General features: G+C 61.8%; 6 protein-coding genes. 1 reads left to right on the top strand and 5 read right to left on the bottom strand.

Features of this window, described 5'->3' with window-relative positions:
* Positions 1–66 precede the first annotated feature (66 nt).
* The 5 genes from ACO08A_RS26750 to ACO08A_RS26730 all read right to left on the bottom strand — a co-directional run bounded on the left by ACO08A_RS26750 (position 67) and on the right by ACO08A_RS26730 (position 10758).
* Positions 67–4416: a translocation/assembly module TamB domain-containing protein gene (locus tag ACO08A_RS26750; protein WP_422038885.1), complete on the bottom strand. Its 4350-nt coding sequence runs from the start codon at positions 4414–4416 to the stop codon at positions 67–69.
* Between the two features lie 127 nt (positions 4417–4543).
* The gene (locus ACO08A_RS26745; protein WP_422038884.1) at positions 4544–6451 is read right to left on the bottom strand and encodes an autotransporter assembly complex protein TamA; all 1908 of its coding nucleotides are present in this window, start codon (positions 6449–6451) and stop codon (positions 4544–4546) included.
* A 371-nt stretch (positions 6452–6822) separates the two neighbouring features.
* The gene (folD, locus tag ACO08A_RS26740) at positions 6823–7734 is read right to left on the bottom strand and encodes a bifunctional methylenetetrahydrofolate dehydrogenase/methenyltetrahydrofolate cyclohydrolase FolD (RefSeq protein WP_422038883.1); all 912 of its coding nucleotides are present in this window, start codon (positions 7732–7734) and stop codon (positions 6823–6825) included.
* 132 nt (positions 7735–7866) lie between these two features.
* Positions 7867–9045, bottom strand: a complete 1179-nt coding sequence (locus tag ACO08A_RS26735) for an AGE family epimerase/isomerase (RefSeq protein ID WP_422038882.1) — start codon at positions 9043–9045, stop codon at positions 7867–7869.
* Between the two features lie 174 nt (positions 9046–9219).
* Entirely contained in the window at positions 9220–10758 is a 1539-nt protein-coding gene (locus ACO08A_RS26730) for a trimethylamine methyltransferase family protein (protein ID WP_422038881.1), read from the bottom strand.
* A 991-nt stretch (positions 10759–11749) separates the two neighbouring features.
* On the opposite strand from ACO08A_RS26730, the gene ACO08A_RS26725 reads away from it, so the two are divergent.
* A complete protein-coding gene (locus ACO08A_RS26725; protein ID WP_422038879.1) occupies positions 11750–14311 on the top strand; it encodes a GcvT family protein in 2562 nt (853 codons plus the stop codon).
* Positions 14312–14409: the final 98 nt, after the last annotated feature.

Below are 14409 nucleotides of genomic sequence, written 5' to 3'. Positions count from 1 at the left end.
ATAGAGAGTGGGCCACGGCGGGAATGAGCAAATTCCTCGGTAAAAATGACGGTTTTGGACAGCTCGTCAGTATTCGCGCTCGAAGAAGATACCGGCCTTGGATTCACCGTCCGCGCCCACTTCACCGCGCACTTTCAGCCCGCGGTCGAGATCGATATCGACCTTTACCCGGCTCGAGCCGGATCCCGTTCCCTGTTCGACGCCGAGATAGATATTGTCGTTGATGTACTTCCCGACGGCGACGGAGGGGCCGTCCTCTCCGTCCGTGTTGATATCGATGGCGTCCAGCCCGAGCGACTTGCGCAAGGTCGCCAGCGGCCCGCTGTCGCTGCCGCCCGTCAGGGTCGCGATCGCGGCCGCCAGGCTCGCGATTTGTGTCGCGGAAAGATTGCCGACGCTCTTGCCGAACAGGAGCAGGGCCAGAACCTCGTCCTGGGGCAGTTCAGGCGAAGACGTGAAGGCGATTTCCGGATCGTCCGCCTGGCCGCTCACGGTAACGGTGATCGTCGTGTCGTTGACGGTCGTCGTGGCGGCAAAATCGATCAGCGGTGTCAGCGAGCCGTCGAAGGTGGCGCTGCCGCGCGAGAAGGTCAGGCGGCGCGTCAGGATGTCGAGCTGGCCGCGTTTCAGCGAAAACGCGCCGATGGCCTGCGGATCTGCCGTCGTGCCGACCACCTTGAGGTTGCCTTGAAGTTCGGCATCGAGGCCCCGCCCGCGGATGAAGATCCGCCCGGGTGCATTGAGCACGATGTCCAGACGCGGCGGCACGGACTTCTGTTCCGCCTGCGACTGTTTGGGTTCTCCGCCAAGATCGGCAACCTGCTGCCGGATCGCCTGGGACGCGTTCACATGTTTCACCTCGACCGGCGGAATCGCCCCTGGCAGATATTCCGGGATTGAAATATCCGCCTTGTTGATGGTGATGGACCCGCCGATCAGCACTGAGTTCGATGCGGAGGCGAGCGGTCCGGTGATCTTGATGTCCGCATCGACTTCTGCCGTGACCAGGCCCGGGTCGACGTAACGCCCGCGATTGAGCTTGAGCGCAAGATCCGCCGGAAAGCCGTCGTTCATCCCGACGCTGCCGGACGCGGACAAGGAGCCGCCTGTGGCAAGCTCACCCGTGATTGAATTCAGCGACGCCTGTTCCTGCGTGACAGTCGCCGACCCGGCGATGTTCTGGACGGTCAGACCCGTCGACAGACTGGTGACCTTGAGACCCGCAGGCGTCGCGGTGATCTGGTAGGTCGGGGCAGCAGCGGACCCGCCGACATTGCCCTTGAGGGACACGGAGCCGTCGCCCCGCAGTCCCGCCTCGAGAAGGGGGCGTTTCAGCGCGTTGACCGGAACGGTGCCGTCAAGCGAGATCGCAATGGCATTCGGTTGGGCAAGGCCCACTGTCCCGGACGCGGAGAAGGCAAGGCCGTTCGGATCGCTGACCGTGGTTTCCTGGGAGACCTGGTTGTCCTTCAGGGTGCCGGTCGTTTTCAGGGCGAGGGCGGAGAGCCCGTTGTTCTTCAGTTCGCTCGCGGTAAGGCCCGCGCCCGTAATCGACCAGGTTGCCTCCGGCGCCGCGGAACTGCCCTCGGCCTTCACTGAGCCGGAGAGCGTTCCGCCCAGTCCGAGCGACGGCACGAAGGCATTGGCGAGGTTGAGCGGCACGGAATTCAGTTCGGCGGACATGTCAAGCGATTGACCCGCTGTTCCCGATACGGAGAGCGATCCGTCGCCGAGCTTGAGCTTGAGCGGCTGGATATCGGCGGTCCCGGCCGAATAGGAAATGCGTGTTGCCTCAAGCAACTGGCTCGCGAGGCCCTGGTAGCGCATGGACAATTCGGAAAGGTCGACGACATAGGTGTCGGACGCCGGTTGCGCGATCCGTGCGGCAAGGGAAAGCCCGTCGTCATTGTCCTGATCAATCTTGACGTCGGCATTGATCGAGGTGCCGTCTCCCTCGGGTTTCGCCGATAGCGCCACCGCATGAACCGGCGTTGCGTCGGTGATCAGGTCGGAGAGCTCGACATCCGCGGTCGCCGTCTGTGGAGAGTAGGGGGCCGCAATGTCCGCCTTCACCCTGACACTTCCGATGCTCAGGGACGGAACATCTATGTCGGAACCGGTGAGATCGATCGCGAGTTTCTTAGCGTCGGGATCGGCCAGGACGCTCCCCTTAAGCTGTCCGCCGATTTCGGTCAGGACGAGGGGGGACAGCGAGGCAAGATCGGGGGCGTCGATCTCAAGGTCGCCCTTGAGGGTCTCGACAGGCTTCTGCAGATCGGCCACCGCGAGCGCGCCCGTAACGGTGTTTCCGGCGAGTTTGACAGACAGCGGGTTGATATCGGCGCCGCCGTTTTCGCTCTTCAGCTCGATATCGACCGCAATCGGCTGGCCCTTGAGGCTGGCCGAGGAGGTCACCTTGGCGCTTGGCGCCGCCATGTCCGCGATGGCCGTCGCCGCGAACTCGAGCGCGTCCAGTGGTGTGCCGGCGAGCAGGATCTGCTTGGAGGAGGCATCCAGCTCGACATTCAGCGCGTCGATCGGTCCGGACGTGCGGGCGGACAGTTTGGCCGCGCCGGCAAGTTGCGGATCGAGCTTGCCCAGATCGGAAAGGTCGACCGAGATGTCCGAAGCCAGTTCCTGTTTCTGGTAATGCGCTTTTCCATCAACCGCGAAGGCGGCGTTCTTGATCGAAAGGCTCTCCACCGTGATGTCGTCTGCACCCGCCAGGGCAACAACGGCGTCGAGCTGCGTCGAACCGGACATCAAGGCGTCCGCCTGGGCAATGCCGGTTTCGACGTCCTGCGTCGTGACCGCCGCAGTTGCCTTTCCGGCGAGTTCGGCCGGATCAAGGTCCGCTGAAAAAGTTGCGGAAACGCTCCCGCCGAGGTCCCGTTGCGCCAGTTTCGAGAACAGGCTGATGTCGGACAGCGATAGCCGTCCCTGACCGGTAACACTGGTGGACGAAAGCAGGGTGTCGGTCAGCGTGAGCGCTGCTGCGGACGAGGTGAGCGCGAGGTCGGATATCCGGACTTCCCGGGTGCTGCCGTTCGCCGTTCCCAAAGCCTTGAGCGATAACCCGCCCGTGAGCGGTTCAGTCTCCGCCGTCAGGCCTTCCAGGTCGGCGATCGCCAGTTGCAGGTCGAAGGGCGATGTCAGGACATCCGCTTGCAGGTTGGCGCCGGTTCCGCTGGCATCAAGCTTGATTGCGCCTGTTCTGGCCTCGGTCGTCTGAAAGGAACCCATGCCGATGTTTGTCGACCAGTCTGCCGCCGACTGGCTGCCTGTCACCGCAACGGTGGCGTCAACGGGGCCGAAAACGATCCGCCGGTCGCCGAGATCAAGGGCGATCAAGGCATTGTCGCCGGCGTTGACCGTCATTTTTGCTTCGGCGTTGATCTTTTCATCGGCAAGGTCTGCGGACGCCTCCAGTGCCACGGTCTGAGTCTTGAGATCGAGATCAACCGCGACGGGTGCGAATTCCGGTGTGAAACGTGCGCTGCCAGCTGCATGCGTGGTGCCGGTCAGGAAGGCCTTGGCTTGCGGTGGTGCGAGCGGTTCGAGATCTCCGTCCAGATCGAATGTGAGAAGACGTTCCGCGTCCTTTTCTTCCAGGTTGGCGGACCCTGTGACGGTTGTCCTTCCGTCCAGTGCGACACCGAGATTGGCCGCCCAGTTCGTCAGCGGACCGCTGCCTTTCAGGTCCAGCCGGATGGCCGGTAGGTCGGGAACCTCCAGCAGGCGCGCCGCCATTCCGCCGCGCGGTTCGGACAGAACAAGGTCAAAGGCCAGGGTTTCCGCGGCGGGTTCGAACTCGGCGGAGGCGTTCAGGCTCGCATCGATGCCATCCACCCTCTTGACGTCGAGCTTGCCGGATATGAGGGCGGGATCGCGTTCGAAATCCCCGGACCCGGCAACGGAAAACGACACCGGTTCGCCGAGAACGGAGTTGCCGATGTTGATTTCATCAAGAGACAGATCGGTCAACGAAACATCAAGCGGCAGCGCAAGGCCGCTGGACGCTTCGCTCGTTTCGGTCTCGCTTTCGGTGGCGCTCGCGGGTTGAGCGGCAGGAAGCCGGTTCAGGTCGATCCTGTCAGCGGTGAGGCTGGCGACATCGAGTGTTCCCGACAGGAGCTGGAGCGGGTGCCAGTTCAGACCGAGTTGTTCGGCTTCGAACCAGACGCCGTCCTGATCTGCAAGCGTAACGTTCTCGACGGCGGCGTTCAGGCCGAAGCTGAGATAGAGCCCCTCGATCTTGATTGCCAGCGTTTCGTTCGAAGCGACCGAACTGACGACATTCGACACGAGATTGCGGCCCGAAGGCACCTGCAACACGGCAATCAAGAGCAGCGGAATCGCCACCACGAGGGCGATGAGAAATCCGAAAATACGAAGAGTCAGGTTCAAAAAACGCATGAGGATCAGAGTTTTCTGCTGTCCGGTGCCGCGAGGCTGATCAATCGGGTTTCAAGGGTTTAGCGCGTTCGGCAACGTGTTTCCAGGCAGCAGTGTTGCCGAACCGGTGTTCAAAGTGGTCCGTACCCTAAAAGGCCTGACTCAAGCCCACATACAACGCGAAATCGGGATCATCCTTGCCTGGATCGAGTGGAATCGCGGCATCGACGCGAAGCGGACCAATGGGAGTAAAGTACCGCAAACCTGCGCCCACGCCCACCTTCAAATCCTCGGCAAAATCCGGAACGGTGTCTTCGTAGGCGTTTCCGGCGTCCACGAACCCGACAACGCCAATGGTTTCAGTCACCCGGACACGAACTTCCCCTGACAGTTCTACCAGGGATCGGCCGCCGACAACCTCACCGTTCACCCTGGGGCCGACATTGCGGTAGGCATATCCGCGAATGGAGCCGCCGCCGCCTGCAATGAAGCGCCGGCTCGCCGGAACCGCCTCGACCGAAGGTGCGAAAATGGACCCGAGCGTGACCTTGCCGGCCAGGATGAACCGCTTGGCCTTGTCCAATGCATAATAGCTGGACACCGTGCCGCGCACGAAACCCATCGCATTGGAGTTGAGCGTATCGTAAGCCGGTTCGGCGAAGACCGATGCAAAAACGCCCTTGGACGGGTTGAGCTTGTCGTCCCGGTTGTCGAAGGTGAGGTCGGCAGGCAGACCGAGCAGCAGGTATTCGTTTTCGCCGAAGGCATCTTCCTCGTCGGCAAAGAAAACCTCCGCGCCCGCGCGTCCCTTGAGCGTGTCGGAAAACTCGCGGTTGAGAAAGGCGTTAAAGGTCGCGGTCCGGCTCTTGTAGGCGTCCGGGTTTTCCTGTCTGGCTTCCAGGCTTGTCGAGAAACTGGTCAGTGGACCGAAAACCCCGGGTTTTTCGAAGGCGATTCGTGCCGAGTATTCCTGGTTTGCGAAACTCTCGGTGCCGATCCGCCCGACGGAGCCTTCCACGGAGAGCAACTCTCCGCGGCCGAATAGGTTGCGCCGCCGCCAGTAGGCCTCCACTCCGAAGCCCTCCGTGCTCGACCAGGAGGCGCCGGCTCCGATGACATGCCGTTTGCGTTCGCTCACTTCGATCGTGATCGGCAAAGTGCCGTCCGGTCCCGCAATGTCGCCCTCGACAAACCGGATGGACGAGAAGATGCCGAGATCGTTCAGCCGCTTGCGCGCCCGCGCGATGTCCTCGGGAGAATAGATGCCGCCTTCCGGCAGCATTGCCTGCTGCTTGACGAAGTCCGGATCGGTGACGTCGGTTCCGTTGACGGCGACCGGTCCGAACCGGGCCTGAGGCCCGGCGTCGGCGACAAGCGTGACATCCAGCCTGTTGGAGCTGTGGTCTGCGGTGATCCTGCGTTCGGCGATCCTCGCTTTCGGGTACCCGCGCCCGCGCAGAAGCGCGACGATGCGTCCCTCAGCGGACAGGATCTTGCCCGATTCGGCAGGCTCGCCAGGTGTCAGGCCCCAGAAGGAGGGATCCGTCGACAATTCGCTGGTGTCCGACGTGATGGCAACGTTGCCGAAGGTGAACACCGGGCCTGGATTTACCAGAATGGAAACCCGCACCGGCCGGGCATCGGGCAGGTCGCTCTGTTCAAGCGCGGTTTCCAGGGGAATGCCTGCCAACTTGATGGAAACCGTTCCGCCGTAGCGGCCTTCCGAGTAGAGCTTGGCAACGAGCCGTTCACGGTCCGACAGCGCGCGCGCGATCAGACCGGCCTCTCCTGACGGCGGTTTGTCCTGCTGTTGGAGGAGGAGGGAAGCGCCCTTCAGGTCGCCGGTCAGGTCTTCGTCGCCGTCCGAGACGGCGAGTTCAGCTTCATAAGGGGTGGGATCGGGGACCGCTTCCCCCTGTTCTTCTTCCTCACCGCCGAAGGGTTTCCACCCGAAGATTTCAAATGCGCCGGCTGGATAAAGCGGCAGCGCGAGGCTGAGAAGTAACGCTCCGATTGCGACGGTGGATTTTGAAACACGAAAAGGGCCGGCCGCCATACTGGCAACCAACACCTTGGGTGCGGTTGAAACCGCGATCCGGGCAAGCCCGGAGAAGCAAGACGGTAGACCCTTCACTAACTGCCGCCTGACGGGTTGGTCCGGCCGGGCTTTCCCGATACTGAAAAGCACAACGTCCGGACTGCTTATGCAGCCCTACTAACGCAAACGTATGCTGCCATGGTTAAATCTTGCTGAATCTTGATAGACCATGACGACTGGCTGAAAGCAAGAGAGAAGACAGTGCAAGGGTTTGCCGGAATCAGTTGAAGCGGTTCTTGTCGCAGGTCAACACTGATTTCCTCTGCGGTAGAAACAGACACGCCGGACAAGTCCGGCGCGTTTTACTTTTCTTCGGAACCTGCTTGTTCTCAGAACAGCGGATCTTCTTCCGGCAGTCCCATGAGACGTCGTGCCGCGGTCAGGGTATTGACCATGAGCATGGCGATCGTCATCGGGCCGACGCCGCCCGGTACCGGCGTGATGGCGCCGGCATGGTCCACCGCCTCGTCGAACGCAACGTCGCCGACCAGACGCGACTTTCCTTCACCGCGTTCGGGTGCCGGTATCCTGTTGATACCGACATCGATCACCGTTGCGCCGTCCTTGATCCAGTTGCCCTTGACCATTTCCGGACGTCCGACGGCTGCAACCACGATGTCGGCGTCACGCACGACGTCTGGAAGGTTCTGCGTGCGGCTGTGGGCAATCGTGACCGTGCAGCTTTCCTGGAGCAGCAGGCTGGCCATCGGTTTGCCGACAATGTTGGAGCGGCCGACAACCACGGCGGTCTTTCCGGAAAGAGAGTCGCCGAGTGTGCGTTTCAGCAGCACCAGGCTTCCGGCCGGTGTACAGGGAACAAGGGCGCTGTCGCGTTCCCCGGCGGTCAGGAGACCGACATTGACCGGATGGAAGCCGTCAACGTCCTTTTCAGGACGAATCAGACGCAGCACCTTGCTTTCACCGATATGGCCGGGCAGGGGCAGCTGGACCAGGATCCCGTGGATTTCCGGATCATTGTTGAGCTGGTCGACCAGCGACAGCACCTCTTCCTCGCTGGAAGCGGCATCAAGCGTGTGCTTGATCGAATGAAAACCGCAGGCTTCCGCGGCCCGGTCCTTGTTGCGGACATAGACCTGGCTTGCCGGATCCTCGCCGACGAGCACGACCGCGAGCCCCGGGCGTTTTCCGCTTTCCTTGAGAAGGGCTGCCGCGCGGCGCGTGATCTCATCGCGCACGGATTCCGCAATGGCTTTGCCATCAATGATTTGGGCCTGGGGCATTCAGCCTCCTTGTCGATTATACGATTGGAACAAACGAATTCTGCGACCAGCTATAGAATGGCCGTCCGAATTGAAAAAGGCAGATTGCGTCGTTTCTTACTCTGGTTTCGCCACCGCGCCTGTCCTCACGCCTCAGGAGGTGCGCACGAACCGCTCAAGTTCCGAAATCGCGCAGACAATGTGATAAAGCGAGCTTGTGGGGGCCGGCTCATCTGCAAAGCTGCCGTCGGGAGCCAGTTTGTCGAGGTAAAGCCCTGCCGGTGCCTTCTCAAGATAGACCCGGAGTGCCGCGACCGTTGCGGGAATGTCCGCCAGGTACGCGTCTCTTTCCGGTCCGCTCGAGATTTCGGCCAGGGCAACCGCCGCCTTGATCCATTCGGTCTGTCCCCACAGGCGCGCAACCGGGTTCTGAACCGTGAAATCGTCGTTGAGCGCCATGAAGGTGACGCCGCGGTTTTCGTCAATGCCGTATGTCCAGGCAATGTCATAGAGCCGCCTTGCGGCAACCAGGGCACCGGCATCCTCCCGCGAACGTCCCCATCTGCACAGCAGCCACGCCCATTCGAACTGGTGGCCGGGTTCCATGATGCGGCCCTTGTCGCCGGGCATCGGGGACCAGTCCAGATCGAAGAATTCCCGCAGACCGCCGCTGACCGGATCAATGAAACTGTTCATCGCCAGGTCGGCAATCTCGTCCGCAAGCTCGGCCCAGACCGGATCATCGGAAACGGCTTCCCAGGCAAGGCAGGCTTCGAACAGGTGCATGTGCGGATTGGAACAGAGCGGACGTTTGTCCGGATTGGCTTCCCGGAAACCCGCCTCGCTGTGCCTGTAGGTCTCCAGAAGGAAATTCAGCAGATTGGCGGCGTGCTCTTCCGCAAGTGCCTTCCGGCTCGGAACGGACGCCGCGATGTTCGCGAAACCGAACAGTGCAAAGGCCTGATTGTAAAGATCGAACGTATCGTCCACGATCTCGTTGTTCAGGTTGGCTGCGGCGGCGATGTAGCCGGATTTCGTCAGGTAGGTGCGCGTGAACCAGTCGAAAAGACCGGCGGCGATCTCTTCCGCCGGTCCGTTCCATCCCAGCCTTGCCCCTTCCAGAAAGGAATAGATCTGCCGGGGGACAATACGCGCGCGGCGCGGCGCATCCGTTGCCTTGCGGTCAACAAGGTCGATGGCCTCGAAACATTCCCCGCGGGAAAGGTCGGCGCCCTCTGCGAGCCAGATCGGCAGGGCTTCGTCGTTCTGCCACTTGATGAGATCGGCGGACAGCTGCCTGATCGGCCCAAGGCCTGCGTTCTGGGGTGCCATTGAAGTCCTCGTGCCCGGGTGAGACGGATGCTCTGGGTGAATCGGTTTGAAACCGGTCAGGACGTTTTAGCGAAAAAGTCTCAAGAAGGAAAAACAGGTAAATTTGCCGAGGCACCTCTATGCGCCGCTGCTTTGGCTTGTGTCCCGGCACGGGCCGGGACACCGGTTGCCGGTTCACACATTGCTGTCCGGGAAGGACGCCTTGCGTTCGGCCATGAAGCTGATCAGCGCATCGTCGATCGCCGGATCGAGTTCGGGACCGGTATAGGACCTGAGCATTTCCTTCCACTTGCCGTTGGCCCTGCGCGCGGCATCGAGTTCGCCATCGGCAAGCCACTGCTCATAGGAATTGTTGTCGGCGATCGAGGAACGGTAGAACGCGCTCTCGAAATTCCGCTGCGTGTGGGCTGCACCGAGGAAGTGCCCGCCCGGGCCGACTTCCTGCAGGGCGTCCATTGCCAGGGTCTCGTCGTCGACCTCGATGCCTTTTGCCAGCACGTGCATCATGCCGAGCTGATCGGCATCCATGACGAACTTCTCGTAGGACGAACACAATCCGCCTTCGAGCCATCCGGCGGAGTGCAGGGCGAAGTTCACGCCCGACTGAAGCGTTGCAAGGATCGTCTGCGCCGATTCCTGCGCCGACTGGCCGTCCGGCAGCTTGGAGGCGGTGAACGAGCCACCCGAACGGAAGGGCAGGTTGAGCCTGCGCGCCAGCTTGGCGGCTCCGTTCAAAAGCAGCGAGCCTTCCGGGCTGCCGAAGGTCGGCGCGCCCGACTGCATGGAGATGGAGCTGACAAAGGCGCCGAACACCACAGGCGCACCGGGGCGGATGAGCTGCGTCAGCGCGCATCCCGCCATTGCCTCCGCCAGCACCTGCGACAGCGTCCCGGCAACGGTGACCGGGCTCATTGCGCCTGCCAGGATGAACGGCGACACGATGCAGGCCTGGTTGTTCTTCGCATAGACCTTCAGCGCACCGAGCATGGTCGCGTCGAACACAAGCGGCGAGTTCGCGTTGATAAGCTGGATCATGACGCAGTTCTGATCGACGAACTCCTTGCCGAAGGTGATCTGCGCCATCGCGACCGAATCTTCCGCGCGTTCCGGTGCCGTGACTGACCCCATGAACGGCTTGTCGGAATACTTGATGTGCGAATAGACCATGTCGAAATGGCGCTTGTTCACCGGCAGATCGACCGGTTCGCAGACCGTGCCGCCCGAATGGTGCATCCAGGGCGACATGTAGGCCAGTTTCACGAAGTTCCTGAAATCCTCGATCGTGCCGTAGCGGCGTCCCTGATCCAGGTCGGTCACGAAGGGTGGGCCGTAGACGGGTGCGAACACGAGATTGTTGCCGCCAATCTCCACGTTGCGGGCCGGGTTGCGCGCATGCTGGGTGAACTGCCTCGGCGCGGTCTTCAGGATTTCGCGCAGCATGTCCTTCGGAAACCGCACACGCTCGCCGTCGACATCCGCACCGGCGTCCTTCCAGATCCGGAGCACTTCCGGGTCTTCGCGGAATTCCAGTCCGATTTCCGCGAGAATGCGATCCGCATTCGCCTCGATCTTCAAAACGCCTTCTTCACTGAGGACATCGTAGATCGGGAGTTTGCGGGATATATAGGGGACAGCCTGGCCGGCCGGACCAGCTTGCCTGCGCTCGCGGCGGGCGGATCGGCCTCTGCGGCCCGACGGGGCGGCGTCTGACATCATTCAGCTCCAAGGGTGGTGTTTTGAGTTGTGCGTAGTCTTTCTCAGGCGCAAGTGCAACCCGGCTCCAGATGCGTCGCACTTTGCCATAAATGCGTCATGTCCCTGACTTGATCGATCTTGCCTGCCGGTGCCGGGAGGCGGGCAGTGTAGCACCATTGCGGAAAACCGTCGCTTGGCGCGCTGAAATCCGGCTCAGCGGCTGTCTTCCATGTGGTCGCTGCCGGGCTGCCACGTTGCCGATGAATGTCGCATCCCCCCGCTCCGGAGCCTTGTTCACGCACGCGTTGCCGCGCGGACGGGATCCCGGATCAGCTCTCGGCATTGGAAATAGGGCTGAAGGCGTCCTGAGGCGATCGGTGCACCAGACAGCCTTTCTCCGTCGACATACCATGGCTTGACCATGGCATCCATGCCGCTCCGTAGCCGCCTTGCAAAGCTCATGTCTACAGAAGCGTCACGGCTTGGCTGGCCGGATCAAGTCCGGCAATGACGCAGATGTTCTGGGCCAGGCTTGGCGTCTTCCCGCTCGCGCTGCACCCCGGAAGGCGAGGGGACGGGTATGCTCTCTTCAGCGGGTGTCATCCCGGACTTGATCCGGGACCCAATCCACGTAGCGTCACAACGAGAAGGTTGGGCGGGATCAGGCAGATCCCGCTCTGTCAAACAATCGCTTCTCTGTAAGCTAGTAGGCCCCGGAGCTCCACTGCGCTGCTCCCGGGATGTCGGTTGGGCGTTGCTTTCCCCTGACTGTCGTCATGCCATGGCTTGACCATGGCATCCATGCCGTTTCGGTTCGGTGCGGCTGCCGCACTCCCTATTTGGCAACACCGTGTCGTGGTCATAATGTCGCCATGACGCATTCACGCTATTCGCACTTCCGTTCTGTCGCGATACTGCGCCGCAAGGATCGATGTGCAGGTCGTGCACACCAAAGGCAATGAGGCGGCGAAGTCGCAGGCCGTTTCCGCGTAATGAAGAGGAATGAAACATGTCGGCATTTCCTGACAGGGCACAAATCGTCATCGTCGGGTTGGGGGGCATCGTCGGTGCCTCGGTGGCGCATCACCTGCTGGAGCGTGGCTGGACCGACGTCGTCGGCATAGACAAATCCGGCATTCCGACCGACATCGGCTCGACGGCGCACGCCTCCGATTTTTGCTACACGACCAGCCACGATTACCTGTCCGTCTGGACGACGCAGTACTCCATCGAGTTCTTCGACAAGATGGGTCACTACGCACGTGTCGGCGGTCTCGAGGTCGCGCGCACAGGCGACGACACCTGGATGGAAGAGATCAAGCGCAAGGTCACGTCCGGCAAGGCATTCGGCACCAATGTGCGCCTTGTCGAGCCCGCCGAGATTAAGGAGTTGTTTCCGCTGATCGAGGAAGACCAGGTGCAGGGCGGCATGTTCGATCCCGATGCCGGCCTTGTCGTGCCGCGCTCGCAGACGGTGGCGGGCAGGCTTGTCGACATGGCCGAGCAGACCGGCAAGCTCAAGGCCTTCGCGAATACGCCTGCGCAGTCGCTGATCGTTGAAGACGGCCGCATCAAGGGCGTCGTCACCCATCGCGGCACGATCATGGCGGATCATGTCATTGTCTGTGCCGGGCTCTGGGGGCGGCAGATTGCGGCAATGGTGGGTGAGGATCTGCCTGTCATGCCGGTCGATCACCCGCTCACCTTCTTCGGCCCCTATAACGAGTTCGAGGGAACCGGAAAAGACATCGGCTATCCGCTGCTGCGCGATCAGGGCAATTCCGCCTACATGCGCGATACCGGCGATCCCAAGACCGCCGAAGGTGGACAGATCGAATGGGGGTACTACGAAACCGAGAACCCGCGCATGTGCCACCCGCGTGATCTGCTGGAAAAGGACCAGGCGCGCCTGTCGCCGTCCCAGCGTGATCTTGAGATGGAACAGGTCATCGAGCCGCTCGAACGCGCCATGGAGCTCACCCCGATCCTCGGTGAACTCGGCTATAACGAAGGCCATTCCTATAACGGCCTGCTGCAGGTTTCTGCAGCCGGCGGTCCGTCCTGCGGCGAAAGCCAGAAGGTCCGCGGCCTGTGGTACTGCGTGGCGATCTGGGTCAAGGACGGACCGGGATACGGCAAGCTGATCGCCGACTGGATCACGGACGGGCGTACGGAAATCGACCACGCGCCGATCGACTACTCCCGGTTCTACGCACACCAGATGACCGAGGACTTCATTGCCGGGCGCTGCTATGAGGCTGCGCAGAAGATCTATTTCCCGGCGATCCATCCCCGTGAGCCCTATGCGACGGGACGCGGTGTCAAACGGTCACCCTTCTACGAGCGGGAAGTCGAACTCGGCGGCCACTTCATGGAACTCGGCGGCTGGGAGCGGGCGCACGGCTATGCGGCCAACGAGCATCTGCTGGAAAAATACGGCAACCGCGTCCCGGTGCGCGAGGCCGAGTGGGACAACCGCCACTTCTGGCGCGTCTCGAATGCCGAGCAACTGGCCATGAGCGAAGACTGCGGCATCATCAACCTGTCGCACTTTTACATGTTCGACGTCTCCGGTCCGGATCACGTCGCGCTGCTGGAGTGGCTCTGTGCAGCCAGGATCGGTGGTGACACCAACATCGGCAAGGGCATCTACACCCACTTCCTCGACGACGAAGGCAACGTCCGCGCCGACCTGACGGTGTTCCGCATGGCCGACCGGTGCCGCATCGTTGACGGTGCCGACGCCGGACCGCGCGACTATCACTACGTCAAGCGCATCGCCGCAGATAAAGGCTTTGATGTGACGGTGACCGATGTCAGCGAAGAGTTCACGACAATCGGCATCTGGGGACCGAACGCCCGCGACAATCTGAAGAAGGTCGTTGCCGACCCTGCCGCGCTGGATGTGGAGAACTTCCCGTTCGCCGCGATCCGGCAGATCGAGATCGCCGGCAAGCCCGTCTCCGCCCTGCGCCTGTCCTATGTCGGCGAGCAGGGGTGGGAACTGCACATGAAATACGAGGACGGCCTTGCCGTCTGGGACGCACTCAGGGACCTCGGGGTCATGGCCGTTGGCGTGGAGACCTATGCCAACTCCCGGCGCATGGAAAAGAGCCTCAGGCTGCAGAACGCGGACCTGCTGACCCAGTACAATCTCTACGAGGCCGATCTGGCGCGTCCGAAGGTCAAGGAAGCCGACTTCCGGGGCAAGGCGAAGCACCTGGAATATCGGGCCCGCGACAAGCAACCGGCCATGCTCTGCACCCTGGTGATGACGGAAAACACCGACAGCACTGGCGTCAGGCGTTACCCGGTCGGCGCCATGCCGGTCATGGACCAGGATACGGGAAAAACGCTGGTCGACAGTCTGGGCCGGATTTCCTACACGACGTCCGTCGCCTTCGGGCCGACCATCGGCAAGAACATCGCGCTGGCGTATCTTCCGCAGGACTACTGTGAGGTCGGCCGCAAGCTCAACGTGGAATACATGTCGGAGACGTACCCGGTCGAGGTCGCCGGCGTCGGCTATGCGCCGCTCTACGATCCGGAGAACCTCAAGCCGCGCAGCTGATCCGCGGCGTTTGCATGGAGCGCTGGGCGTTCTGGAACGCGCATGGCCCTGCATTTACGTAATCCGCAAAACCCGCGTGGACTTCTGCGCGGGTTCTG

Origin of the sequence: Roseibium sp. (assembly GCF_965232425.1) — a bacterium.
In the GTDB taxonomy this organism is placed as follows: Bacteria; Pseudomonadota; Alphaproteobacteria; order Rhizobiales; family Stappiaceae; genus Roseibium.
Note: the sequence above shows the minus strand (reverse complement) of the source record. Positions and strands in the feature narration are given on the sequence as shown.

Coding starts and splice junctions, on each gene's coding strand:
- ACO08A_RS26750 (WP_422038885.1), bottom strand. CDS start 4,416: ATGCGTTTTTTGAACCTGACTCTTCGTATTTTCGGATTTCTCATCGCC.
- ACO08A_RS26745 (WP_422038884.1), bottom strand. CDS start 6,451: ATGGCGGCCGGCCCTTTTCGTGTTTCAAAATCCACCGTCGCAATCGGA.
- folD (WP_422038883.1), bottom strand. CDS start 7,734: ATGCCCCAGGCCCAAATCATTGATGGCAAAGCCATTGCGGAATCCGTG.
- ACO08A_RS26735 (WP_422038882.1), bottom strand. CDS start 9,045: ATGGCACCCCAGAACGCAGGCCTTGGGCCGATCAGGCAGCTGTCCGCC.
- ACO08A_RS26730 (WP_422038881.1), bottom strand. CDS start 10,758: ATGTCAGACGCCGCCCCGTCGGGCCGCAGAGGCCGATCCGCCCGCCGC.
- ACO08A_RS26725 (WP_422038879.1), top strand. CDS start 11,750: ATGTCGGCATTTCCTGACAGGGCACAAATCGTCATCGTCGGGTTGGGG.